At 64.3% G+C, this 21,939-nt stretch carries 25 protein-coding genes and 1 tRNA gene; 12 read left to right on the top strand and 14 right to left on the bottom strand.

Annotated elements, in window-relative coordinates:
- The 4 genes from AC27KI_RS08315 to AC27KI_RS08300 form a co-directional block, all read left to right on the top strand.
- The coding region (locus AC27KI_RS08315) for a molybdopterin dinucleotide binding domain-containing protein (RefSeq protein WP_487113403.1) at window positions 1-381 on the top strand (381 nt) is incomplete at its 5' end.
- A gap of 160 nt (window positions 382-541) precedes the next feature.
- Window positions 542-1,444 carry a glutamate ABC transporter substrate-binding protein gene (locus AC27KI_RS08310; RefSeq protein ID WP_487113401.1) on the top strand — a complete coding sequence of 301 codons (903 nt, stop codon included), beginning with the start codon at window positions 542-544 and terminating at the stop codon, window positions 1,442-1,444.
- A gap of 6 nt (window positions 1,445-1,450) precedes the next feature.
- Window positions 1,451-2,113 carry an ABC transporter permease subunit gene (locus tag AC27KI_RS08305; RefSeq protein ID WP_487113399.1) on the top strand — a complete coding sequence of 221 codons (663 nt, stop codon included), beginning with the start codon at window positions 1,451-1,453 and terminating at the stop codon, window positions 2,111-2,113.
- A complete protein-coding gene (locus AC27KI_RS08300; RefSeq protein WP_487113397.1) occupies window positions 2,110-2,910 on the top strand; it encodes an amino acid ABC transporter permease in 801 nt (266 codons plus the stop codon). The genes AC27KI_RS08305 and AC27KI_RS08300 overlap by 4 nt, the downstream gene beginning before the upstream one ends.
- Window positions 2,911-3,010: 100 nt before the next feature.
- Here AC27KI_RS08300 and AC27KI_RS08295 read toward each other — a convergent pair whose 3' ends face one another.
- The 10 genes from AC27KI_RS08295 to AC27KI_RS08250 form a co-directional block, all read right to left on the bottom strand.
- On the bottom strand, window positions 3,011-3,337 hold the full coding sequence (locus tag AC27KI_RS08295) for a hypothetical protein (RefSeq protein ID WP_487113395.1): 327 nt from the start codon (window positions 3,335-3,337) through the stop codon (window positions 3,011-3,013).
- A 56-nt stretch (window positions 3,338-3,393) separates the two neighbouring features.
- Complete coding sequence (locus AC27KI_RS08290; RefSeq protein ID WP_487113393.1) at window positions 3,394-3,861, bottom strand: hypothetical protein; 468 nt, start codon at window positions 3,859-3,861, stop codon at window positions 3,394-3,396.
- Window positions 3,862-3,884: 23 nt separating this feature from the next.
- Complete coding sequence (locus AC27KI_RS08285; protein ID WP_487113391.1) at window positions 3,885-4,469, bottom strand: RHS repeat-associated core domain-containing protein; 585 nt, start codon at window positions 4,467-4,469, stop codon at window positions 3,885-3,887.
- Window positions 4,450-5,685, bottom strand: coding sequence for a transglutaminase family protein (locus AC27KI_RS08280; protein ID WP_487113390.1), 1,236 nt, complete (start codon window positions 5,683-5,685; stop codon window positions 4,450-4,452). Before AC27KI_RS08280 ends, AC27KI_RS08285 begins: the two co-directional genes overlap by 20 nt.
- A gap of 238 nt (window positions 5,686-5,923) precedes the next feature.
- Entirely contained in the window at window positions 5,924-6,619 is a 696-nt protein-coding gene (locus AC27KI_RS08275; protein WP_272563916.1) for an ABC transporter ATP-binding protein, read from the bottom strand.
- 3 nt (window positions 6,620-6,622) lie between these two features.
- The gene (locus AC27KI_RS08270; RefSeq protein WP_272563917.1) at window positions 6,623-7,417 is read right to left on the bottom strand and encodes an ABC transporter ATP-binding protein; all 795 of its coding nucleotides are present in this window, start codon (window positions 7,415-7,417) and stop codon (window positions 6,623-6,625) included.
- Entirely contained in the window at window positions 7,414-8,724 is a 1,311-nt protein-coding gene (locus tag AC27KI_RS08265) for a branched-chain amino acid ABC transporter permease (protein WP_487088939.1), read from the bottom strand. The genes AC27KI_RS08270 and AC27KI_RS08265 overlap by 4 nt, the downstream gene beginning before the upstream one ends.
- A gap of 4 nt (window positions 8,725-8,728) precedes the next feature.
- A complete protein-coding gene (locus AC27KI_RS08260; protein ID WP_284409351.1) occupies window positions 8,729-9,682 on the bottom strand; it encodes a branched-chain amino acid ABC transporter permease in 954 nt (317 codons plus the stop codon).
- 86 nt (window positions 9,683-9,768) lie between these two features.
- A complete protein-coding gene (locus AC27KI_RS08255; RefSeq protein ID WP_284401886.1) occupies window positions 9,769-11,004 on the bottom strand; it encodes a branched-chain amino acid ABC transporter substrate-binding protein in 1,236 nt (411 codons plus the stop codon).
- A gap of 149 nt (window positions 11,005-11,153) precedes the next feature.
- Window positions 11,154-12,794, bottom strand: a complete 1,641-nt coding sequence (locus AC27KI_RS08250) for a 3-(methylthio)propionyl-CoA ligase (protein WP_284409350.1) — start codon at window positions 12,792-12,794, stop codon at window positions 11,154-11,156.
- A gap of 187 nt (window positions 12,795-12,981) precedes the next feature.
- On the opposite strand from AC27KI_RS08250, the gene AC27KI_RS08245 reads away from it, so the two are divergent.
- From AC27KI_RS08245 to AC27KI_RS08225, 5 genes are all read left to right on the top strand, one after another.
- Window positions 12,982-14,466: a protein adenylyltransferase SelO gene (locus tag AC27KI_RS08245; protein WP_487113387.1), complete on the top strand. Its 1,485-nt coding sequence runs from the start codon at window positions 12,982-12,984 to the stop codon at window positions 14,464-14,466.
- Window positions 14,463-14,876 (top strand): peptide-methionine (R)-S-oxide reductase MsrB, encoded by a 414-nt coding sequence (gene msrB / locus AC27KI_RS08240; RefSeq protein ID WP_272563923.1) that lies wholly within the window; start codon window positions 14,463-14,465, stop codon window positions 14,874-14,876. Before AC27KI_RS08245 ends, msrB begins: the two co-directional genes overlap by 4 nt.
- A gap of 37 nt (window positions 14,877-14,913) precedes the next feature.
- Window positions 14,914-15,501, top strand: coding sequence for a septation protein A (locus AC27KI_RS08235; RefSeq protein ID WP_487088947.1), 588 nt, complete (start codon window positions 14,914-14,916; stop codon window positions 15,499-15,501).
- Window positions 15,498-15,767, top strand: a complete 270-nt coding sequence (locus AC27KI_RS08230; protein WP_284428701.1) for a BolA family protein — start codon at window positions 15,498-15,500, stop codon at window positions 15,765-15,767. Before AC27KI_RS08235 ends, AC27KI_RS08230 begins: the two co-directional genes overlap by 4 nt.
- Window positions 15,768-15,834: 67 nt before the next feature.
- Window positions 15,835-16,620 (top strand): foldase protein PrsA, encoded by a 786-nt coding sequence (locus AC27KI_RS08225; RefSeq protein WP_284428702.1) that lies wholly within the window; start codon window positions 15,835-15,837, stop codon window positions 16,618-16,620.
- A 110-nt stretch (window positions 16,621-16,730) separates the two neighbouring features.
- On the opposite strand, the gene AC27KI_RS08220 is transcribed toward AC27KI_RS08225, so the two are convergent.
- The gene (locus AC27KI_RS08220) at window positions 16,731-17,528 is read right to left on the bottom strand and encodes an acetyltransferase domain-containing protein (RefSeq protein ID WP_487088948.1); all 798 of its coding nucleotides are present in this window, start codon (window positions 17,526-17,528) and stop codon (window positions 16,731-16,733) included.
- 145 nt (window positions 17,529-17,673) lie between these two features.
- Between AC27KI_RS08220 and AC27KI_RS08215 the strand changes: the two genes are divergently transcribed.
- Window positions 17,674-17,895 (top strand): hypothetical protein, encoded by a 222-nt coding sequence (locus tag AC27KI_RS08215; protein ID WP_487088949.1) that lies wholly within the window; start codon window positions 17,674-17,676, stop codon window positions 17,893-17,895.
- A 169-nt stretch (window positions 17,896-18,064) separates the two neighbouring features.
- Here the strand turns inward: AC27KI_RS08215 and AC27KI_RS08210 are convergent.
- Both AC27KI_RS08210 and infA read right to left on the bottom strand, forming a co-directional pair.
- Window positions 18,065-18,141: transfer RNA gene (locus AC27KI_RS08210), tRNA-Pro, on the bottom strand.
- Window positions 18,142-18,214: 73 nt separating this feature from the next.
- Entirely contained in the window at window positions 18,215-18,463 is a 249-nt protein-coding gene (gene infA / locus AC27KI_RS08205) for a translation initiation factor IF-1 (protein ID WP_092739728.1), read from the bottom strand.
- A gap of 452 nt (window positions 18,464-18,915) precedes the next feature.
- Here infA and asd point away from each other — a divergent pair, with 452 nt between their 5' ends.
- The gene (gene asd, locus AC27KI_RS08200) at window positions 18,916-19,767 is read left to right on the top strand and encodes an archaetidylserine decarboxylase (RefSeq protein ID WP_284428705.1); all 852 of its coding nucleotides are present in this window, start codon (window positions 18,916-18,918) and stop codon (window positions 19,765-19,767) included.
- A 67-nt stretch (window positions 19,768-19,834) separates the two neighbouring features.
- On the opposite strand, the gene AC27KI_RS08195 is transcribed toward asd, so the two are convergent.
- Window positions 19,835-20,089: a hypothetical protein gene (locus tag AC27KI_RS08195; protein WP_284428706.1), complete on the bottom strand. Its 255-nt coding sequence runs from the start codon at window positions 20,087-20,089 to the stop codon at window positions 19,835-19,837.
- A gap of 157 nt (window positions 20,090-20,246) precedes the next feature.
- Between AC27KI_RS08195 and AC27KI_RS08190 the strand changes: the two genes are divergently transcribed.
- The coding region (locus tag AC27KI_RS08190) for a phosphatase PAP2 family protein (protein WP_487113385.1) at window positions 20,247-21,939 on the top strand (1,693 nt) is incomplete at its 3' end.

The raw sequence follows: 21,939 nt of genomic DNA, 5'->3' as shown, positions 1-21,939 counted from the left end.
GGGGGCGACGTGGTGCGCGTGTTCAACGCCCACGGCGCCTTCCTGGCCGGCGCGGTGCTGAGCGACGGCCTGCGGCCCGGCGTGGCACAGATCGCCACGGGCGCCTGGTACGACCCGCTGGACCCGCAGGTGGCCGGCAGCCTGGACAAGCATGGCAACCCCAACCTGGTCACGCCGGATGTCGGCAGTTCCCGCCTGTCGCAGGGCTGCGCGGCGCAGAGCGCCCGGGTGGAGGTGGCGCTGTGGCGGGGACCGTTGCCGGAGGTGACGGCGTTCGAGCCGCCGCAGCGGTTGGAAGTGGACGCGGCGCTCGCCCATCCGGCTGCAAGCCAATTCCAGCCCCACCGGGACTTGCACCCCAATTGGCCTCCAGCACAATAGTTACTAGGGCATATCGCTATCAATTAAATAGCACCTATGCTGGCGGAGCGTGTCGAGGGCGAGTCGGGCTATGCTCGCCGCTGGCACGCGCCCGTGGCGCCGCAGTCCGGCGACTGGTGCTATACACGGATTCACGCAACACACCATTCAAGAGGAACGCATGTCGATCAAAACCCTTCTGAAATCCACCGTGGCGGCCCTGGCGATCGCCACCGGCGGGTCGCTTTTCGCACAGGGCACGCCCATCAACACCGCGGCGTTCGACGCGCTGGTCGCGCAGGGCCCCGTCGCTGACGCGGCCACCATCGCATCCAGCACCTGGGCCAGCAAGATCAAGCAGGCCGGCACCCTGCGCCTGGGCGGCACGCAAACCTCGAACCTGTTCTCGCTGCTCAACGAGAAGGACGGCAGGATGCGCGGCTTCGACGCCGGCCTGGCCCAGCTCATCACACGCTACATCCTGGGCGATGGGGCCAAGGTCCAGTTCACGCAGGTGACCTCGGCCACGCGCGAGCAGGTGCTCATCAACGGTCAGGTGGACATGGTGTTCGCCACCTATTCCATCACGCCCGCCCGCGCCGAGAAGATCGCGTTCGCCGGGCCCTACTACACCTCGCAGGCCGGCGTGCTGGTCAAGGCGAACAACAAGACCATCCAGTCGCACGACGACCTGGCCGGCAAGAAGGTCGCCACGCAGGCGGGCTCCACGGGCCCCGCGATCCTGGCGCAGTACGCGCCCAAGGCGGCCGTGCAAGAGTTCCAGACCCACCAGGAGGCCCTGGACGCCCTGCGCCAGGGACGCGTGGATGCCTACGTGACCGACCACACGCTGCTGCTCAACGCCCTGAGCCTGGGAACCGGCGACGCCAAACTGGCCGGCGCCCCCTTCGGTGCGCAAGACCCCTACGGCATCGGACTGCCCAAGGGCTCGGACGGCGTGGCCTTCGTCAATGCCTTCCTCAAGAAGATCGAAGCCGACGGCACCTGGGCCAAGCTCTGGACCATTTCCATCGGACAGCGCACCGGCAGCACCGCCGTGCCGACGCCCCCCGCCCTGCCCTGACCCCCGATGGGCGAGGTTTCCCGGCTCCTGGCCGACCACGGGCCTGCCTTCGGGCAGGCCCTTTTGCTGACGTGGAAGCTCACGGCCCTGTCGTTCGTGCCCGGCTTCGTGCTGGGCATGGCCGTGACGGTGCTTCGGCTCTTGCCGCTGCCGCCGCTGCGCTTCGTCCTGACCGTCTACGTCGAGATCTTCCGCAACATTCCCAGCGTCGCGCTGCTGATCTTCATCGTGTTCGCGCTGCCCGACCTGAACGTGCTGTTCGACTATGAGCCCGCCGTCATCCTGACGTTGATACTGGTCTGCTCCGCGTTCACGGCGGACTACCTGCGCTCGGGCATCAACACCGTCGCCGGCGGCCAGATCGAGGCCGCCCTCAGCCTGGGCATGCGCCCGATGCGCATCGTCTCGGCGGTGCTGCTGCCGCAGGCGCTGCGCGCGGTGGTGCAACCGATGACCTCGCTGCTCATTGCGTTGATGCTGTCCACCTCGTTGGCATCGCAGGTGCCGTTTCCGGGCCGGGAACTCACCACGCTCGTGTCCAAGATCGCCAACGACTCCGCGGCCGGCATGGCCGCGTTCGCAGTGGCCGCCGCGATGTACGTGGCGTCCGGGCTGCTGATCGCCTGGGCCGGCGCCGCCCTGGAAAAGAAGGTGCGAATCCTGCGATGAGCCGCCCCCTCGAAGACATCCTGTTCGGGGCGCCCAGCCCCCGGGCCCAAACCGTCGCACGGGTCGCGAGCGGGGCCGCGGCGGCCCTGCTGCTCCTGCTGGCGGCGGCGGTCGCGTTCCGGTTCCACTCCGCGGGGCAGCTCGACGCCCGGTTCTGGAAATTCTTCGCCTGGCCCACGACCTGGGCCTTCCTGGCCAAGGGCCTGCTCGGCACGCTGGCCTCGGCGGCGATGGCCGCCGTCATCGCGCTGACCCTCGGCCTCGTACTGATGGTGGGCCGCCGGGCGCGGTCGGGGCTCGTGCGCTGGCCCAGCACCGCGGCCATCGAGTTCCTGCGCGGCACGCCGACGCTGCTGCTCATCTACGTGTGCTTTCTGGTACTGCCGTCGGTCGGGATCAAACTCAGCACCTACTGGATGCTGACCCTGCCCGTCGGCCTGAGCACCGCCGCCGTCGTGGCCGAGGTGTACCGCGCGGGCGTGCTCGCCGTTCCCCGCGGCCAGACCGATGCCGCGCGAAGCCTGGGGCTGACCGAGGTCCAGGTCTTTTCCGTCGTCGTCTTTCCCCAGGCGTTGCGCTACATCGTCCCGGCCCTGGTCGCGCAACTGGTCATCGTGGTCAAGGACACCACCTTCGGCTACGTCGTCACCTATGGCGAACTCATGCAGAACGCCAAGGTGCTCATCGCCAACTACCACTCGCTGGTGCCGGTGTACCTGGTGGTCGCTGCGCTGTACTGCCTGGTGAATTACGCGATCTCCAGGGCGAGCCAATGGCTGGGGCGGCCGGTGCATTGACGGTCGTCAGCAGCCCGGTGCAGAGACGCTCTGCGAGGAAAAGGACCGCGGTCTTATGGGATTTTCACTCTGACCGCGGCAACCGATGGAACGCTCTCCATCATTGAGTCGACGACCGGTTCATATTCCTTCCGTGCCGACGATTCATCTCCTGAATGGCGAACATCAACTCGCCGATCAACTCTGCACAAACAATTTCATTTTTCGATTGATAGGCCAGCCCAAACTCTTCTTCATCAGGATCGAAAAACAAAATACAACCATCGCTTCTGGCAATTTTGTAGGCCAGTTTATTCGGCTGATCAAATATTTGGAAAATCAATACACCAGTACGGCAGCTTTGGAAATATTGAACCAATGTGAAACGCGCGTTGGATTCACAGAAAGCATGTAGGAAATTTTCCAATTCGCCTTCTAAAATCTTCATTTAATTATCTGCAATTTTATGCAGCCAGCGAGAAACAATGGAGAGCGAACATGCAGTCACCGTATATTCGAAAAATCAATGATGCCCCAGTTAGCCCCCTTGGCATCCAATCCAACCTTCAATCCATCATCATACTCGTTGATTTCCAATAACAAGTAGTCCTTCATGTCTTCCGACAAAAGCCCCATAATTCCCCAATCAGCAGAACTCAACAAATACTCCACATTGATACTTGCCAATGAATCTATTTTCAAGAGGCCGCAGTCAATTGAATTTTCCACCCACAGATAAACATTTGAAAAATTTAGCGCACCTAGAGAAATAAATATCTTTTCAAGTCTTTCAGCCTCATGTATTGAAAAATTCAATTCAATTTTTTGCGAAGACATGCCTTCGAATATTTGACTTTGGGCACGAATATTCTTAGCATCATTGATGCTTCCTATATTTTTTTCAAAAACGGGTTTCGCCACCAGTTTTGAAAGCATTTCAAGGTATTTTGCAATGAATATTTTTTTGCGCATTCTTTCAGAATTTGATAGCATAGTTAATAATCCACTTTAAATTTACCATTCATCAATGCGGGGCAACCATAATTGTTATAGCGAACCTGTCCAGTGGATGAATCGATCTTTACTTGACCACCTTCCCAGTGAGGCTGATTGATATGGCTTCTATCAAGAGTCTGTTGCTGTACAGACATCCTTTGAGTTCCGCCACCCGGTGACGGTACATCGTAGGAGTATTCTCTGCCTGAAGAATTTCTGGACTGTGAAACAGGTTGTTGACTAGTGGGTATGCCAGCTCGAGTCATGACCTCTCTACGCGCTGCGTTAGAGGTGAGGCCACCGCTCATTCCGCCGCTACCACCCACACCTCCGCCATTACCTTCTAGCGGCATCAGATCGAGAGGATCTCGAAATCTTCTAACGAGCCCATCAGGATCAAAATTGGATAATGGGTCGGCATCCACATACACAAACCGATTCCACCCACCATCCAGCCCGATTGGATCGGCCTGTATATACCGTGCTAGTGCAGGCCCTTGTACCAAGCTCAAAAAACTAACAAGCAATATATATTTAAACCATTTCATCAAGATTCCCCCTCTCCTAATTTTGAAATTTTGCATTTGCGCCGTATCCATTTTTGGCAGAAATTTCCAACGGCCGCCAACCCATCCCATAAGCCCGATCGTAAATTGACTTGAGTTGATCATCCAGCATCAGGAGCCGCGGGCGCTCACTCACCGGTATATCACTGGGCCCAGGATATTTTCTAATAAACTCCCGCTTTCGGATTTCCTGAGTCGCAGCGAACAGATTCAAAAGCGCGCAGATGTCATTGGGACTGTATTTCAACAAAAATTGAGCCAGCGCGGCATGCCGATAAGGCTGATCCTGCTTTTCATAAAACGCCATGAGTGTTTCTGCCATGGCGACAATGGCCTCTTTTTTGGGCATGGGCCGCAGGTAAATCCCTGATTTCAGAGCAATGTCGGTCATGGGCGACTGCTGGCGCAGCCAAGCCTCGCGCGTGAAACCGGCGCCGCTGGTCGTTTCCAGGCTGTACAACTTGCCGTCGCTGTCTCGCCATTGCACGAACAGATGGTTGGGGGCGGCCGCCAAGCTGACGTCCAGCCCCAGCCGCTGGCCCAGGAAGATGAACAGCAACGGCATCGAGACACAGTTACCCTTTTTTGTTCTCAGGTAGTTGGGCAACAGTTTGTTTTTGATATTGCGTCCGTACGGATCTTCCAGGTCGTACTGAAATGGCCGCCGCTCGTTCCACTCGTTGGGCTGATAGATGTGAAAACGCAAGGCATCCAAGATCAAGCGTTTGGACGCCCCTGTGGGCAGCGTCTTTCGAATCCCCCGCGCCATCTCATTCAATCGTTCCAATGTCGCATCGACATCGACACTGGGGTCCATCATTCGGTCGATGACCAATTTGGCTCTGGACAGGTCGATTTCGGCCTCTGGGGCTTCCAACATCTTCTGGATGATTTGTCGGTTTTCATCCGGCGGTTGGCTCAGCCGCTGGGCATGGGCCATCGAAACCAATGCCAGGAAGAAGATGGCAGATGCCCATCGCGTCAAACGCACCGCCAAGGCCAGCCATTGGGGCGTGGGAGAGGGGCTCGATGCATGTTCCGCCTCGCCCCGTACCCGCCTCGGTCGGGGGCGCGTTGCAAGATTTCGCGGGCCCTGTAATGCACTGCTGCGTTGGGTCTTGCGGCCATGATTGGTGTGCATCCCTGGGCACGCCCTTCTGGACTTGTCCATGGCCGAAGCCAAGACCTGTGCATCGCCGACGTGCACGCACATGGCCGCGCCTTCTGCGCTCATTGAAACCTCCCCGTTTCATCTTTTTTGTTGGGGCGGATGTTAAAGGCAGAGCGGCCGGCGCGGGCCAAAAATGCATGCCAAATATTAACTATTTGTTAACCACTGATCAGTGTGTTGCTTGCGATGGTTTTGAGTGGCTTTTGTCGCGCGAATGCTCGTGGGCGTCCTCCATAGGCCAGAGGAGCCCTCAGCGGGACAGGGTGGCAGGTTGCGTCAAAAGCAACCCCACCCGCCCCCCTCACACCTCCAGCCACTCCTTGCGCACATAACTGTTCTCGCGCAGGCCCTGGGGCGTACCCTCGAAAACGATGCTCCCATGGCCCATGACCAGCGCGCGGTCGGAGATGGTCATGGCGATGGTGAGCTTTTGCTCGATGAGCAGCACCGAGATGCCGCGCGCCTTGATCGCCATGAGGTACTGCCCCACCAGTTCCACGATCTTGGGCGCGAGGCCTTCGGTGGGCTCGTCGATGATGATGAGGTCGGGGTCGCCCATGAGGGTGCGGCACAGGGTGAGCATCTGTTGCTCGCCACCCGACATGACGCCGGCTTCGGTGTGCTGGCGCTCCTTCAGGCGCGGGAACATGCCGTACATGTCGTCGAAGCTCCAGCGGCTGCCTTTGCCCTTGCCCTTCTGGCCCAGCAGCAGGTTCTGGTGCACGGTCAGGTTGGGAAAGATGTCGCGGCTTTCGGGCACGTAGCCCAAGCCCAGGTGCGCGATCTCGTAGGCCTTCTTGCCATCGAGGCGCTGGCCCTTCCATTCGAGCGTGCCCTCCCAGTCCACCAGGCCCATGATGGCCTTGGCGGTGGTGGAGCGGCCCGAGCCGTTGCGCCCCAGCAGCGCGACGATCTCGCCCGGCTGCACGCCGAACGAGACGCCGTGCAGCACGTGGCTTTTGCCGTAGTAGGCGTGCAGGTTGTCGACCTTGAGCATGGTTCAGTGTCCTTCCGCCTGCTGCGCTGCCGCCACGGCCGAGCCCAGGTAGGCCTCCTGCACGCGCGGGTTGGCGCGAACGGCCTCGGGGGTGTCGAAGGCGATCACCTCGCCGTAGACCACCACGGCGATCTTGTCGGCCAGGCCGAACACCACGCCCATGTCGTGCTCCACGGTGAGCAGCGTGCGGCCCACCGTCACTTCCTTGATGAGGCGGATGAAACGCGCGGTCTCGCTCTTGCTCATGCCGGCGGTGGGCTCGTCCAGCAGGATGACGTTGGCGCCCCCGGCGATGGTGATGCCGATCTCCAGCGCGCGCTGCTCGGCGTAGGTGAGGTTCATGGCCAGCGTGTCGCGCTTCTTGTCCAGGCGGATCTGCTCCATGAGCTGCGTGGCGCGCTCGTTGGCATCGTGCAGGCGCGAGAGAAAGCGCAGGAAGGTGTAGCGGTAGCCCAGGCTCCACAGCACGCCGCAGCGCAGGTTCTCAAACACGCTGAGCTTGGGGAAGATGTTGGTGATCTGGAAGCTGCGCGACAGCCCCATGCGGTTGATCTCGTACGGCGCCTTGCCGTCGATGCGCTGGCCATTCAGCAGCACCTGGCCGCTGGTGGCGCCGAAGCGTCCGCTGATGAGGTTGAACAGCGTCGACTTGCCGGCGCCGTTGGGGCCGATGATGGCCACGCGCTCGCCCGGGGCCACGCACAGGTTGGCGCCGCGGATGATCTCGGTCTTGCCGAAGCGCTTGTGCAGGTCGCGCAACTCCAGCGCATAGGGGGTGTTGACGGGGGTCACGCTCATGCGGCCTTCCCCCGCTTGATGTCCTGCTCGATGGCTTCCTGGATGGCGCCCCATTGCTGCAGGAACTGCCGCCGCACGGTCTCGAACAGGCCGAGGCCCACCAGCAGCACGAAGCCCGCCCCGAACCAGCTGGACAGGGCCCGCGCGTTCAGCGTGGCGCCGAGAAAGTTCATCTGCGGCCCGAGCGCCGAATTGAGCTGCAGGTGGTAGGTCATCTCCACCATGCAGGCCGCGCCCAGCACCGCCACGAGGGCCGTGCCGCCCAGGGCCAGGTACGACACCCACAGCGTGTGCAGCCGGCCGTACTTGGCCACGCGCAGGTTCATCATGATCAGGCTGGCGATGCCGCCGGGCGCATACATCACCATGAACAGGAACACGAGGCCCAGGTACAGCAGCCAGGCCTTGGACAGCTCGGACAGCAGCACCGAGGCGAACACCAGCAGCACCGCGCCGATGATGGGGCCGAAGAAGAAGGTAGCCCCACCCAGGAAGGTGAACAGCAGGTAGCCGCCAGAGCGCAGCACGCTCACGCTGTCGGCGCCGGTGACGATCTCGAAGTTGATCGCCGCCAGCCCCCCGCCCACGCCCGCGAAGAAGCCCGCGATGATGAAGGCGAAGTAGCGCACGCGCTGCGTGTTGTAGCCGATGAACTCCACGCGCTCGGGGTTGTCGCGCACCGCGTTCAGGATGCGGCCCAGCGGCGTGCCGGTGAAGGCGAACATGAGCGCGGTGCACACGAAGCAGTAGGCGGCGATCAGGTAGTACACCTGGATGGCCGGGCCGAAGGTGATGCCCATGAACCCCTTGCCGTACACGCGGTCGGTGGTGATGCCGCCCTCCCCGCCGAAGAACTCGGGGAACATCAGCGCCATGGACGCCACCAGCTCGCCGATGCCCAGGGTGATCATGGCGAAGGTGGTGCCCGACTTCTTGGTGGTGACGAAACCCAGCAGCACGGCGAAGAACAGCCCCGCCAGCCCGCCCACGAGCGGGATGAACACCAGCGGAATGGGCACCGCGCCCTTGCCGGCCAGGTTCATCGCATGGATGGCGATGAACGAGCCCAGGCCGGTGTACACGGCATGGCCGAAGCTCAGCATGCCGCCCTGCCCCAGCAGCATGTTGTACGAGAGGCAGATGACGATGAGGTAGCCGATCTGCGACAGCATGGTGAGCGCCAGGCTGCTGGTGAACAGCATGGGCGCCACGATGAGCGCAGCCGCGAACAGGCCCCAGATGACGATGCGCCCGATGTTGAGCGGCTTGAACCGGTAGGCCGGCGGCGAGGAGGTGTGGGAGCGCATGGGTTCAGTCCTCCCGCGTGCCGAGCAGGCCCTTGGGCCGGAAGATGAGGATCAGCACCAGCAGCAGGTACGGCAGGATGGGCGCCACCTGCGACACGGTGAGCTTGAGCAGCGGCCAGCCGAAGGTCTGCTCGGTCACCGCCATGCCGGCCGCGCGCAGCGCATGCGCCAGCGAATAGTCCAGCGCCACCGCGAAGGTCTGCAGTACGCCGATCAGCAGCGAGGCAAGGAAGGCCCCGGCCAGCGACCCCATGCCGCCCACGACGACGACAACGAAGATGATCGAGCCCACCGAGGCCGCCATGGCCGGCTCGGTGACGTAGGTGTTGCCGCCGATCACGCCCGCCAGCCCGGCGAGCGCGCAGCCGCCCCCGAACACCAGCATGAACACGCGCGGCACGTTGTGGCCCAGCGCCTCGACCATGTCGGGGTGCTTGAGCGCGGCCTGGATCACCAGGCCGATGCGCGTGCGGGTGAGTAGCAGCCACACGGACAGCAGCATCAGCAGCGCCACCAGCATCACGAACGACCGCGACTTCGGGAACTGCGTGCCGTACAGCGTGAAAAGCGGCCCCTGCAATTGCGCGGGCAGGCCGTAGGGCACGGTGGAGCGGCCCCACACCAGCTGCACCACCTCCAGCACCAGGTACGACAAGCCGAAGGTCACCAGCAGTTCGGGCACATGGCCGTACTGGTGAACGCGGCGCAGCGCGTAGCGCTCGAACGCCGCACCGAGCGCGCCCACCAGCAGCGGCGCCACGAACAGCGCCACCCAGAAGCCGACCAGGCCGGACAGGGTGTAGGCGATGTAGGCCCCCAGCATGTAGAAGCTGGTGTGGGCGAAGTTGAGCACGCCCATCATGCTGAAGATGAGGGTGAGCCCCGAACTGAGCATGAACAGCAGCAGCCCGTAGCTGACGCCGTTGAGCAGCGAGATCACGAAAAACTCAAGATTCATCGAAGAACAGCGCCCGCACGGTTAAAAAAAAGAGCCCGAGGAACCCCGGGCCCAAGGTCTCACAGCAATGAAATTGAATGCCCGGATCAGGAGGGCCGCTTCATCTGGCACGAAGTGGGCGTGCTGGCCACGTAAGGCTCGTAGTACTTCACCGGCACGAAGGTATAGCCGGTATTTTCCGCGTCATTGGGGTACTTGCCGCCGGCCTTCTCCCACTTGGAGACGAACAGGCCCTGCTGCAGCTGGTGGTCGCTCTTGCGCATCTCGACCTCGCCGTTGAAGCTGTTGAACTTCATGCCCTCCAGCACGGGGGCCACCTTCACCGGGTCGGTGGACTTGGCCTTCACGAAGGCGGCATCCAGCATGGCGAAGGCGTGGTACACGGCGCCGGTGTACATGTCGTCGTTGAACTTCTTCTTGTACTCGGTGACCACGCGGCCGATGTCGCCGGGCAGGTTCAGGTGGTTGTACGACACCATGTACACGCGCCCCGCCGCCGCCGCGCCCATGGCCGTGGGGCTGCCCGTCACGCCGCCGTAGTAGGTGTAGAAGTTGACGTTGGCCAGCCCCGCATCGTTGGCGGCCTTGATGAGCAGGGCCAGGTCCGAGCCCCAGTTGCCGGTGATCACGCTGTCGGCGCCGGACTGCTTGATCTTGGCGATGTAGGGCGCGAAATCGCGCACCTGGGCCAGCGGGTGCAGGTCGTCGCCCACGATCTGCACGTCGGGCCGCTTGCGCGCCAGGTTCTCCTTGGCGAACTTGGAAACCTGCTGGCCATGCGAGTAGTTCTGGTTGATGAGGTACACCTTCTTGACCTCGGGCAGGTCCTTCATGAAGGTGGTCATGGCCTCCATCTTCATCGAGGTGTCGGCATCCAGGCGGAAGTGCCAGTAGCTGCACTTGCTGTTGGTGAGGTCGGGGTCCACGGCGGCGTAGTTGAGGTACATGACCTCCTTGCCGGGGTTGCGCGCGTTGTGCTTTTCCAGCGCGTCGATGATGGCCAGCGCCGGGCCGGAGCCGTTGCCCTGCACCACGTAGCGCGCGCCCTGGTCCATGGCAGAGCGCAGGGCGCTGGTGGTTTCCTGCGGGCTGAGCTTGTTGTCGATGCCGATGATCTCGAACTTCACACCCGCCGCGTTCTTCTTGTTGAACTCCTCCGAGAGGAACTGGAAGCTCTTGAGCTGGTTGGTTCCCACCGCCGCCATGAGGCCGGACAGCGGGTCGAGCCAGGCGATCTTCACCGTGTCGCCCTTTTGAGCGAACGCGCCGCCAGCGCTCACCAGGATTGCGGATGCAGCTACAGCCTTGATAGCAAATCTCATCGCTTGTCTCCTCTTGGGTTCTTGAATGGAACAGGGCGCAGCGTAAGGCACGCCACAGAGGAGATGCTCAGGGATTCACCCTATCCGCTATCCCGCATGCGACTGGGCGGCGGCCTCTCGCGGCCGCCCCCTCACCGCATCGGCGTGCGTCACAGGCCCGGCAGGCGGTAGTCCTTGAGCTGCTCGCGCAGCTTGGCCTTGAGCATCTTGCCCGTGGCGCCGATCGGGATCGCGTCCACGAACAGCACATCGTCCGGGATCTGCCACTTGGCGGTCTTGCCCGCGTAGAACTGCAGCAGTTCCTCGCGCGTCACCTCCGCGCCCGGACGCTTGACCACCGCCACGATGGGCCGCTCATCCCACTTGGGGTGCGGCATGCCCACGCACGCGGCCATGGCGACGGCCGGGTGTGCCATGGCGATGTTCTCGATGTCGATGGAGCTGATCCACTCGCCCCCGGACTTGATCACGTCCTTGCTGCGGTCGGTGATCTGCATGTAGCCGTCGGCATCGATGGTGGCGACGTCGCCCGTGGGGAACCAGCCGCGGCCCTGCGCATCGGGCACCAGCGGATCGCCCTCGCCGCGGTAGTAGTTCTCGACGATCCACGGGCCCTTGACCAGCAGGTCACCGTAGGTCTTGCCGTCCCAGGGCAGTTCGTGGCCGTCGCCGTCCACGATCTTCATGTCCACGCCATAGATCGCGCGGCCCTGCTTCATGAGGATCTGCATCTGCTCGCCGCGCGGCAGCGCCAGGTGCTTGTTCTTGAGCGAGCACAGCGTGCCCAGCGGGCTCATCTCGGTCATGCCCCACGCGTGCAGCACGCGCACGCCGTAGTCGTCCTGGAACGACTGGATCATGGCCGGCGGGCAGGCCGAGCCGCCGATCACGGTGCGCTTCAGTTGGCCGAAGCGCAGGCCGCCCGCCTTCACGTGGTTGAGCAGCATCTGCCACACGGTGGGCACGCCAGCGGCGAAAGTCACGCCCTCGGCATCCATGAGTTCATAGACCGATTTGCCGTCCAGCGCCGGGCCGGGAAAGACCACCTTGGCGCCCACCAGCGGCGCCGAGTACGGCAGCCCCCAGGCATTGACGTGGAACATCGGCACCACCGGCAGCACCGCATCGCTGGCCGACAGGCCCATGACGTCCGGCAGCGCGGCGGCATACGCGTGCAGCAGGGTCGAGCGGTGGCTGTAGAGCACCGCCTTGGGGTGTCCGGTGGTGCCGCTCGTGTAGCACATGCTGGAGGCAGTGTTCTCGTCGAACGTGGGCCACACGTAGGTGTCGGGGGCTTCGCCGATCCAGGCTTCGTAGCTCAGCAGGCCGGGGATGCCGCTGTCGGCGGGCAGCTGGTCGGCATCGCACAGCGCCACCCACTGGCGCACCGTGGGGCACTTGGCGTGCACGGCCTGCACGATGGGCAGAAAGGTCATGTCGAAGCACAGCACCCGGTCTTCGGCGTGGTTGACGATCCACGCGATCTGCTCGGGGTGCAGGCGGGGGTTGATGGTGTGCATCACCCGCTCCGAGCCGCTCACGCCGTAGTACATCTCCATGTGGCGGTAGCCGTTCCAGGCCAGGCTGGCCACGCGGTCGCCGGCTGCCAGGCCCATGCCGTCCAGCACATTGGCCAGCCGCCGCGCCCGCACCGCCATGTCGCGGTAGGTATAGCGGTGGATGTCGCCCTCGACGCGGCGCGACACGATCTGCACGTCGCCGTGGTGGCGCTCGGCGAATTCGATCAGCGTGGAAATCAGCAAGGGTTGACTCTGCATCAGGCCCAGCATGTTGGCTCCTTGGGTTGTCGTTGTGAATGGTTCCGCGGCATCCTACCGTGCGCCCTGTGTGCTGCCGCCCTGGGGGCGCCACGCACCGCGCCCGCATCTGTCGCCAGCTTGACAGCCGCCGCCGCGGCCCCGGGCGCCCAAGCCCCCTCGCCGCGCGTGGCAAAGCGGGTCGGAGACAATTCGGCGGATGAACGCCCCCCTTCCCACCGCCGCGACGGCGCCCGCGTCCGGCCTCGAATGGCGCAACGGCTTTGCAGCGCTGGGCCCGGATTTCTTCACCGAACTGGTGCCCACCCCCCTCCCCGCCCCGCACTGGGTGGCCACGAGCCTGGATGCCGCTCAGCAGCTGGGCGTGCCCGCCGCCTGGCTGGCCTCCGACGCGGCGCTGCAGGTGTGTTCGGGCAACGCGCTGCTGTCGGGCATGCAGCCATTGGCCACGGTGTACAGCGGCCACCAGTTCGGGGTCTGGGCGGGGCAACTGGGCGATGGCCGCGCCATCCTGCTGGGCGAGACCGACGGCGGCCTGGAGGTACAGCTCAAGGGCGCCGGGCGCACGCCGTATTCGCGGGGGGGCGATGGCCGTGCCGTGCTGCGCTCGAGCATCCGCGAATTCCTGTGCAGCGAAGCCATGCATGCGCTGGGCGTGCCCACCACGCGGGCGCTGGCCCTGACCGGCTCGCCCGCCCCGGTGCAGCGCGAGGTGGTGGAGACCGCCGCCGTCGTGACCCGCACCGCGCCGAGCTTCATCCGCTTCGGGCACTTCGAGCACTTCGCGGCACGCGACCTGCTGCCGCAGCTGCGCACGCTGGCCGACTACGTCATCGACCGCTACTACCCCGAGTGCCGTGGCCCGGACGCGCCGGGCGGCAACCCCTACGCCGCCCTGCTCCAGGCGGTGAGCGAGCGCACGGCGGAACTGCTCGCCCACTGGCAGGCGCAGGGCTTTTGCCACGGGGTGATGAACACCGACAACATGAGCATCCTGGGCCTCACGATCGACTACGGGCCCTTCCAGTTCCTCGACGCGTTCGTGCCGGGCCATGTGTGCAATCACAGCGACACGCAGGGCCGCTATGCCTTCAACCGCCAGCCCAACGTGGCCTACTGGAACCTGTTCCGGCTGGGCCAGGCGCTGCTGCCGCTGATCGAGGACGTGGCGCTGGCGCAGGCAGCGCTCGCGTCCTACCAGACCGTGTTCCCGGCCGCGTTCCTGCAGCGCATGCGCGGCAAGCTCGGGCTGCAGGCCGTCCACGACGGCGACGCTGCGCTGGTGGACGGCCTGCTCAACCTGCTCGCCCAAGGCGGGGTCGACTACCCCATCTTCTGGCGGAGCCTGTCGCATGCCGTGGCCAGCGGCGACTTCGAACCCGTGCGCGACCTGTTCATCGACCGGGCGGGCTGGGAGGGGTGGTTGCTATCATTTTCAGAGCACCCAGGACAATCAAATCCCCGGCATATGGCCGATTTGATGCTGAAATGCAATCCGAAATTCGTGCTGCGCAACCACCTGGGCGAGCAGGCCATCCGCGCGGCCACGCAAGGCGACTTCGCGCCGCTTCACACCCTGCAGGCCCTGCTGGCCGAACCGTTCGACGAACACCCGGGCCACGAGTCCTGGGCCGACTTCCCGCCCGACTGGGCTTCCTCCATCGAAATCAGCTGCTCATCATGACCTTCCCCATCAAAAAGACCGATGCCGAATGGCAGGCCCTGCTGCAGAGCAAAGGCGCCGAGCCCGTCGCCTGGCAAGTCACCCGCCACGCCGCCACCGAGCGACCCTTCACCGGCAAGTACGAAGCGCACTGGGCCGACGGCAGCTACCACTGCGTGTGCTGCGGCGCCAAGCTGTTCGACTCCGGCACCAAATTCGACGCCGGCTGCGGCTGGCCCAGCTTTTCCGAGGCGGTGCCGGGCTCGATCAAGGAGATCGTGGACCGCAGCCATGGCATGGTCCGGACGGAGACGGTTTGTGCACAATGCGGGGCCCACCTCGGCCACGTGTTCGAGGACGGCCCCGCCTCCACCGGCCTGCGCTACTGCATGAACTCCGCATCGCTCGATTTCGAGCCCGGCTCCTCCTGAACGGCGGCAACGCCCGCCCACGCTCCAGCCCTCCCCCATGAAACTGCTGATCGACTTCTTTCCCATCATCCTGTTCTTCGCGGCCTTCAAGCTGTGGGGCATCTACACGGCCACGGCCGTGGCCATCGCCGCCACCGTGCTGCAGATCGGCTACCTGCGGTACAAGAACGGCAAGGTCGAGCCCATGCAGTGGGTGAGCCTGGGCGTCATCGTGGTGTTCGGCGGCGCCACGCTGCTCTCGCACAGCGAAACCTTCATCAAGTGGAAGCCCACCGTGCTGTACTGGCTGATGGGCTCGGCGCTGCTGATCGGCCAGCTGTTCTTCCGCAAGAACCTGATCCGCTCCCTGATGGGCGCGCAGATGGAATTGCCCGACACCGCCTGGCGCACCGTGAACTGGAGCTGGACCGGGTTCTTCGCCGTGATGGGTCTGGTCAACCTGTGGGTGGCCTACCGCTTCGACACCGACACCTGGGTCAACTTCAAGCTGTTCGGCGGCATCGGGCTGATGGCGGTGTTCGTCATCGGCCAGGCTTTGTACCTGAGCCGCTATATGAAGGAAGACGACACCAAGGCCGTGCCCAAGACCACGCCCGAGGCGGCCCGCAAGGACGTGCAGCCATGACGGCGCTGGCCATCACCGCCGAGGCCATGGAGGCCCGGCTGCGGGAGCGGCTGAACCCTTCCGCGCTGCAGGTGCTGGACGAAAGCGCCGCCCATGCAGGCCATGTCGGGGCCAACGGAACGGGTTTCGGCACCCATTTCCGGGTGCGGATTTCGTCACCTTTGTTTACAGGCAAACCCCGCGTGGCACAACATCGCCTTGTGTATGATGCGCTGCAAGAATTTATTGACCAAGGCGCTCACGCCATAGCCATTGAAGTTCTTTGATCCGGCCCTATTTGTCGGACTTGCGGCCCAAACGGCTGCAACTCATTTCCTTTTTGTGGACTCCCCAATGAAGAAAAAGCTCTTGTCCGGCCTCGTGGCCGCTGCCGTGCTGGGCGCGACGGCCTTTCCCGTCTACGCTCAAAACCTCGCCGTTGTGAATGGCAAGGCCGTTCCCAAGGAACGTGCCGAGGTCCTGAAGCAGCAAGTGGAACGCTCCGGCCGCCCCGTGACCCCCGAGGTCGAAGGCCAGATCAAGGAAGAAGTGATCGCCCGCGAAATCTTCTTGCAGGAAGCCCAGAAGCGCGGCCTCGAAGCCTCGCCCGACTACAAGGTCCAGATGGAACTGGCCCGCCAGACCATCCTGATCCGCGAACTGTTCGCCGACTACCAAAAGGCCAACCCCGTCACCGACGCCGAAATCCAGGCCGAATACGACAAGTTCGTTGCCGCCAACACCGGCAAGGAATACAAGGCCAGCCACATCCTGGTGGAAAAGGAAGACCAAGCCAAGGCCATCATCGCGTCCATCAAGAAGGGCGCCAAGTTTGAAGACATCGCCAAGAAGCAGTCCAAGGACCCCGGATCCGGCGCCCGTGGCGGCGACCTGGACTGGTCGGCTCCGAGCAGCTACGTGGCCGAGTTCACCGAAGCGCTGGTCAAGCTGAACAAGGGCCAGATGACCCAGACGCCGGTCAAGACCCAGTTCGGCTGGCACATCATCCGCCTGGACGATGTGCGCGAAGCCAAGCTGCCCAAGCTGGAAGAAGTGAAGCCCCAGGTGGCGCAGCAACTGCAGCAGCAAAAGCTGGCGAAGTTCCAGGAAGAACTGCGCACGAAGGCCAAGATCGAATAATCGCTCGTAGCCGGCGGATTGGCAGTCACCTGCCAAGCCGACACGCTTTCGTCTCGACGCGGCCTCACGGGCCGCGTTCTGCTTTTGGGACCGGGCCTTTTCCCCTTTTCCTAGGAACGGCCCAGTACCCAGGATGCCGCCATGAGCAGGCCGATCATGACTGGCTGGTGCAGCATGTAATAGCTCAAGCTCCAGCGCCCCAGCACCGCCAGCGGCGACAGCCCCCGGGGCAGAGTGGCCACCATCCATTGTGGGCGCTGTTGCAGCACCCATTGCCCGCTCGCCAGGCCCCACCACATCACGCCCAGCCAGGGCAGCACCGGCACGTAGTCTTCGGTGAAAGGCTTGCGCGACACCAGTCCCAGCCAGTTGAGCGCATAGCCGTTGAACGTGGGCGCCCCGGCCGCCAGCGGCCCCTCCGTCAGCGCCCACCCTGCGATAGAGGGAAGCGCCACGGCCATCGCGCCGGCAGGCCAGAGCCAAGCGCCCCACCCGGCCGTGCATCGCGCAACGAGGAGCATGGCGGCCATCCCGTGCAAGACGCCGAAATGGATGAAGCTCTGCGGAAACATCAGGGACGACCCTGCGGTGACCAGCAAGGCGCATCCCACGATCTGCAGCCAGCGCTTGAAGAAGCGGGCCCATCCGAGACCCTGCTGCCAGGCCAGTGCCTGTCCCAGCCCCGCGCAAAAGAGAAAGAGCGCCACGATGGCTGTCCGCTGGGTCGTCCAGAAAGGATCGGCACGGAAATTCTGCGGCCAGTACCCAAAGTGGCTGAGGTCGAAACAGAAATGGAAGACCGTCATCCACACCATGGCCACGCCTCGCAAGGCGTCCACGCCCTCCATGCGCGCCCCGCCGGTGCGCGTAGAAGAGCCAAAGGGGGAAAACGGACGGGACGTTGCCATGTGCTTTGGAAGAGTGGGAAATGGTGGAGCGATCGGTCCAGGCGCTGCCATGGCTGAGCCTCAGGGTGGGCCTACCGTGGTGCTGGATGCAATTTCAGCTTGTTGGCCTTATGGCCCCGTTCTAGCATGGGACCGAGGAGGCATTATGGACAATCATCCACAAGCAGAAATAGAACTGCTGCGCGAGGAAATCAGAACGCTCAAAAGCGCACTCGCCAACGTCACGACCCAGGTGCAACCGCTGAATATGCTGGCCCAGGCCCTGGTGATATTGCACCAGGAGCCTGCCGCATTGCGCATGGTGTTCGAGCATGCGATTCCCGAAGCCAGCGCGCCGGATTTACCCTTCCTCATGGAAGAGGAATAAGCGGAGCGGTTGGCACACCAGCGCGAATGGACCCTGAGACTGCTCCGCACCCGGGGCTGACCTTCGCGCGCCTGCCATGGACGCGGGAAACTGCAGCAAAGGAAATACTGGAGAGGGAAATTAAAAAGACAAAAGGGGTCAGGTCAAATGACCTAACCCCTTGAATCAATGGTCGGAGCGGCGGGATTCGAACTCGCGACCCTCTGCTCCCAAAGCAGATGCGCTACCAGGCTGCGCTACGCTCCGACAGCTAGTATTCTAACCCTGCATCACAGCCGTATTTGGAAGATTCAAGGAAATTTGCCAGTTTTTTTCCAAATCACCGCGACGAGGGGCCCGGGCCACGGCCTGGGAGGTGGCGGAAGGTGATGCGGCCCTTGGACAGGTCGTAGGGGGACATTTCCAGCGAGACCTTGTCACCGGCAAGAATGCGGATGTGGTGCTTGCGCATCTTGCCGCCGGTGTAGGCGATCAGTTGATGGCCATTGTCCAGCGTGACGCGAAAGCGGGAATCGGGCAGGACTTCCGTCACGGAGCCCTGCATTTCAATCAGTTCTTCTTTGGCCATGATTTCAAGTCAATCTTCAAACAGTAATAGGAGGTATCGGGGCCTGCGCGAAACTGCAACCGGAATGTCGGCCCATCTCGCAAGAGATCCAGGCGCGGTGCACAGCAAGCGGGGGTGGTCACTGCGCCCCATGGCGCATCGGTAGGAAAAGGCCGGCGGGGCGGCTTCCACACACAGCAGCGGCAGCGAGGCGCTGCGCAAAACCGCACCATTGTAACGTAGTAAGGAATCGTGTGGAATAGTGCCGATACACCACTGCGCCGCTCGCCGGCCCATGCACCGGGACGGTTGCACCCCGTGGTGAATGGCATCGATTTGACAGCGGCCCCGACTGACTTCGTTCCGGCATCTGGCGCCAGATGGCCTGCGCATGCAGCGTCAAGGCGCACGGCCGGGCCCCGCAGGCGCGCTCGGTAGAATGCCTCGCACCCCAACCGCTCAGGAAGTCCACCTTGTCAGACCGCCTTGCCGTACTGCCTCAATATCTACTTCCCAAACAGGCGCTGACGGCGCTGGCGGGGCGGCTTGCACGGGCGCAGGGCGGCCCCCGCACCACGGCCGCGATCGAGCGTTTCATCGCCCGTTACCGGGTGGACATGAGCGAGGCGGTCGAGCCCCGCCCGGCCGCATATGCCACGTTCAACGACTTCTTCACCCGCGCCCTGCGCCCCGGTGTGCGCCCGCTCGCCGCGGCGGCCGCGGTCTGCCCGGTGGATGGGGCGATCAGCCAGTTCGGTCCCATCGACCAGGACCAGATCTTCCAGGCCAAGGGTCACCGCTACTCGACCACGGCCCTGGTGGGCGGCGATGCGGCGCTGGCCGCGCAGTTCGACAACGGCAGCTTCGCGACGATCTACCTGAGCCCCCGCGACTACCACCGCATCCACATGCCTTGCGATGGCACCTTGCTGCGCATGGTGCATGTGCCGGGCGACCTTTTTTCGGTGAACCCGGTCACGGCGCGGGGCGTGCCCGGCCTGTTCGCGCGCAACGAGCGCGTGGTGTGCGTGTTCGACACGCCTTTGGGAAAGATGGTGCTCGTGCTGGTGGGCGCGACCATCGTGGGCAGCATGGCCACGGTGTGGCACGGTCAGGTCAACCCGCCGCGCAGCGGCGAGCTGCGCCACTGGGACTATGCCGACCGGCAGATCGTGCTGCGCCAGGGCGAGGAAATGGGCCGCTTCCTGCTGGGCTCCACCGTGGTGCTTCTGTTTCAGCGCGGTGCGGTGCGGTTTTCGGAGCAATGGGCCCCTGCCCGGCCCGTGCGGCTGGGCGAGGCGATGGCCGAGCAGTCGGCCGGCTGAGCGATCGGATGACCCAGGCCTGAGTCGGCCTGCCCGGCTCCTGCATGAAGCGGGATGCCGTGAGACTTCAGCGCTTGCGCACGGTGGTGAACGCGCTGGGTGCCAGGAAGAGCCGGCTGGGGGAGACGGACGCCTCGTGGCCCACGAGGTAGATGGCCAGTTCCTGGCGGCGCAGGGCCACGTGGCTCACGGTTTCCCACTGGTCGCCCATGCGCACCGCGGTGCCGGGCCGAAACAGCGGCATGTGAAAGAACTCTCCCCATCCAGGCAGGGCTGCGGGCTTTTCCGCGACCGCAGGCGCGAGGGTGGGGGCGATGTCCATGGCGCATGCTACTCCGCTGCGGCCCTTTGCGGGGAAATGATTGGCGTGCGGCGTCATGGCGCTGTCACAGCGCGACCCTAGAGTGCAGCCGCAGCAGGCCGCGAGCGGCCTGCGCGCACCCGTTTTCGCCCTCGCCTTTCCAACCTGCCTGCTCCCCATGACGCTGCCCCTGCCCCGACGCACCCTGATCCTGGCGCTTGCCGCCGCATTCGCGCTCTCCGCCTGTGGCGGCGGGGGTTCCGATGCCGCACCACCGGATGCGCCGCGCGGCCTGGGGTATGCCGATTCGGCGCCGGTGCCCAATGAGTCGACCACGCCCCCGTTCGTGGACTTCGCCTTCACCAACCAGCGCGGCGATGCCCGCTACGCCACGCTGGCCACCAACGCCGGCGTTCGGGTGCTGTCAGGCTTTCTCGACATCTGGAAGCCCAGCACGCTGCTGGTGGATGCCGGCGTCACGGCCGATGCCAACGGCGCCTTCCCCGCGATCAAGCCAGCGGCCTGGACCGGCATTCCCGGCGACGCGACCGACGGCACGGTGCTGAACGCGCAGGTGCACACCCGCAACATCCAGTACGTGGTGGACGCCACGGCGCGCCGCACCGCGGCCCAGGAACGCCTGGCCTACGAAGACGACCGGCGCGGCAAGGCCTACAGCGTGACCGATGGCCTGGGCCCGTTGACCAATGCATGGCGCACCGCGGCGCAGCAAAAGACCAGCATTTCGGGCATTCCCGCGGATGCGACCACGGTGCTCTACAACGACACCGGCAACAACGCTGGCGTGGGCGACAGCGCCAATGCGGGCTTCGGCACGGTGGTGGACTTCATCGGCGGCATCGGCGACAACGGCTCGACCGAGCCAGCCAAGCGCTTCTACAAATACGCCCGCCCGTGGCGCTGGAGCGCCAATGTGCAGATCGTGCCGGCCCTGGTGCCCGCCAAGAGCACCACCCCAGCCACCGACGGCGGCTTCACCAGCGGCCACACCGCCGAGGGCGTGCGCGATGCCATCGCCATGGCCTACCTGGTGCCGGAGCGGTTCCAGGAAATGCTGGCGCGCGGGCTGGAGTTGGGCGAAAGCCGCATCCTGGCCGGCATGCACTCGCCCCTGGATGTGATCAGCGGCCGCGTGCACGGCCAGGCCGTGGCCGCCGCCAGCATCGCCACCGGCGTGAACGCGCCGCGCAAGGCCGCTGCCGTGGCCCAGGCCCGCAGCACGCTGATGGCGGCGGTGGGTGCGCGCACGCCGGAGGAATTCCTGCAGATCGCCCATTCGCAGGCCACCACGGCCGACCGTTTCGCCGACCGCGCCACCAACCAGGCCGAGTACCTGCGCCGCATGACGTTCGGCTTCGCCCCCATCGGCGACACCACGCGCCCGGCCGTCGTGCCCAAGAGCGCCGAGGTGCTGCTGGAAACACGCTTCCCCTACCTGGATGCGGGCCAGCGCCGCGTGGTGCTCAAGACCACCGCGATCGCCTCGGGCTACCCGGTGCTGGACGACGCCGAAGGCTGGGGTCGCCTGAACCTGTTCGCGGCCGGCGACGGCTACGGCGCCTTCAATGGCGACGTGGCAGTGACCATGGACGCGGCGCAGGGCGGCTTCAACGCACTGGACGCCTGGCGCAATCCCATCGCGGGCGCCGGCAAGCTCACCAAGCGCGGCAGCGGCACGCTCGTGCTGGCGGGCGCGAACCGCTACACCGGGGGCACGGAAGTGGCCGCGGGCGCCGTGCGGGCCGACAGCAGCAGCGCGCTGGGGCAAGGCGACGTGTACCTGAGCGGCGGCACGCTGATCGGCAACACGTCGGCGGAGCTGGCCATCGGCGGCGCCTTCACCCTGGGCA

The sequence above is a fragment of the Acidovorax sp. KPB24-03 genome, assembly GCF_057546605.1.
This window is presented reverse-complemented; position numbering and strand designations above follow the sequence as displayed.

Coding starts and splice junctions, on each gene's coding strand:
- AC27KI_RS08295 (WP_487113395.1), bottom strand. CDS start 3,337: ATGAAGATTTTAGAAGGCGAATTGGAAAATTTCCTACATGCTTTCTGT.
- AC27KI_RS08265 (WP_487088939.1), bottom strand. CDS start 8,724: ATGCGCTCCCACACCTCCTCGCCGCCGGCCTACCGGTTCAAGCCGCTC.
- AC27KI_RS08255 (WP_284401886.1), bottom strand. CDS start 11,004: ATGAGATTTGCTATCAAGGCTGTAGCTGCATCCGCAATCCTGGTGAGC.
- AC27KI_RS08300 (WP_487113397.1), top strand. CDS start 2,110: ATGAGCCGCCCCCTCGAAGACATCCTGTTCGGGGCGCCCAGCCCCCGG.
- msrB (WP_272563923.1), top strand. CDS start 14,463: ATGACCTTCCCCATCAAAAAGACCGATGCCGAATGGCAGGCCCTGCTG.
- AC27KI_RS08250 (WP_284409350.1), bottom strand. CDS start 12,794: ATGCTGGGCCTGATGCAGAGTCAACCCTTGCTGATTTCCACGCTGATC.
- AC27KI_RS08290 (WP_487113393.1), bottom strand. CDS start 3,861: ATGCGCAAAAAAATATTCATTGCAAAATACCTTGAAATGCTTTCAAAA.
- AC27KI_RS08220 (WP_487088948.1), bottom strand. CDS start 17,528: ATGGCAACGTCCCGTCCGTTTTCCCCCTTTGGCTCTTCTACGCGCACC.
- AC27KI_RS08305 (WP_487113399.1), top strand. CDS start 1,451: ATGGGCGAGGTTTCCCGGCTCCTGGCCGACCACGGGCCTGCCTTCGGG.
- AC27KI_RS08285 (WP_487113391.1), bottom strand. CDS start 4,469: ATGCAAAATTTCAAAATTAGGAGAGGGGGAATCTTGATGAAATGGTTT.
- AC27KI_RS08245 (WP_487113387.1), top strand. CDS start 12,982: ATGAACGCCCCCCTTCCCACCGCCGCGACGGCGCCCGCGTCCGGCCTC.
- AC27KI_RS08230 (WP_284428701.1), top strand. CDS start 15,498: ATGACGGCGCTGGCCATCACCGCCGAGGCCATGGAGGCCCGGCTGCGG.
- infA (WP_092739728.1), bottom strand. CDS start 18,463: ATGGCCAAAGAAGAACTGATTGAAATGCAGGGCTCCGTGACGGAAGTC.
- AC27KI_RS08280 (WP_487113390.1), bottom strand. CDS start 5,685: ATGAGCGCAGAAGGCGCGGCCATGTGCGTGCACGTCGGCGATGCACAG.
- AC27KI_RS08225 (WP_284428702.1), top strand. CDS start 15,835: ATGAAGAAAAAGCTCTTGTCCGGCCTCGTGGCCGCTGCCGTGCTGGGC.
- AC27KI_RS08260 (WP_284409351.1), bottom strand. CDS start 9,682: ATGAATCTTGAGTTTTTCGTGATCTCGCTGCTCAACGGCGTCAGCTAC.
- AC27KI_RS08215 (WP_487088949.1), top strand. CDS start 17,674: ATGGACAATCATCCACAAGCAGAAATAGAACTGCTGCGCGAGGAAATC.
- AC27KI_RS08310 (WP_487113401.1), top strand. CDS start 542: ATGTCGATCAAAACCCTTCTGAAATCCACCGTGGCGGCCCTGGCGATC.
- AC27KI_RS08270 (WP_272563917.1), bottom strand. CDS start 7,417: ATGAGCGTGACCCCCGTCAACACCCCCTATGCGCTGGAGTTGCGCGAC.
- AC27KI_RS08195 (WP_284428706.1), bottom strand. CDS start 20,089: ATGGACATCGCCCCCACCCTCGCGCCTGCGGTCGCGGAAAAGCCCGCA.
- AC27KI_RS08235 (WP_487088947.1), top strand. CDS start 14,914: ATGAAACTGCTGATCGACTTCTTTCCCATCATCCTGTTCTTCGCGGCC.
- AC27KI_RS08275 (WP_272563916.1), bottom strand. CDS start 6,619: ATGCTCAAGGTCGACAACCTGCACGCCTACTACGGCAAAAGCCACGTG.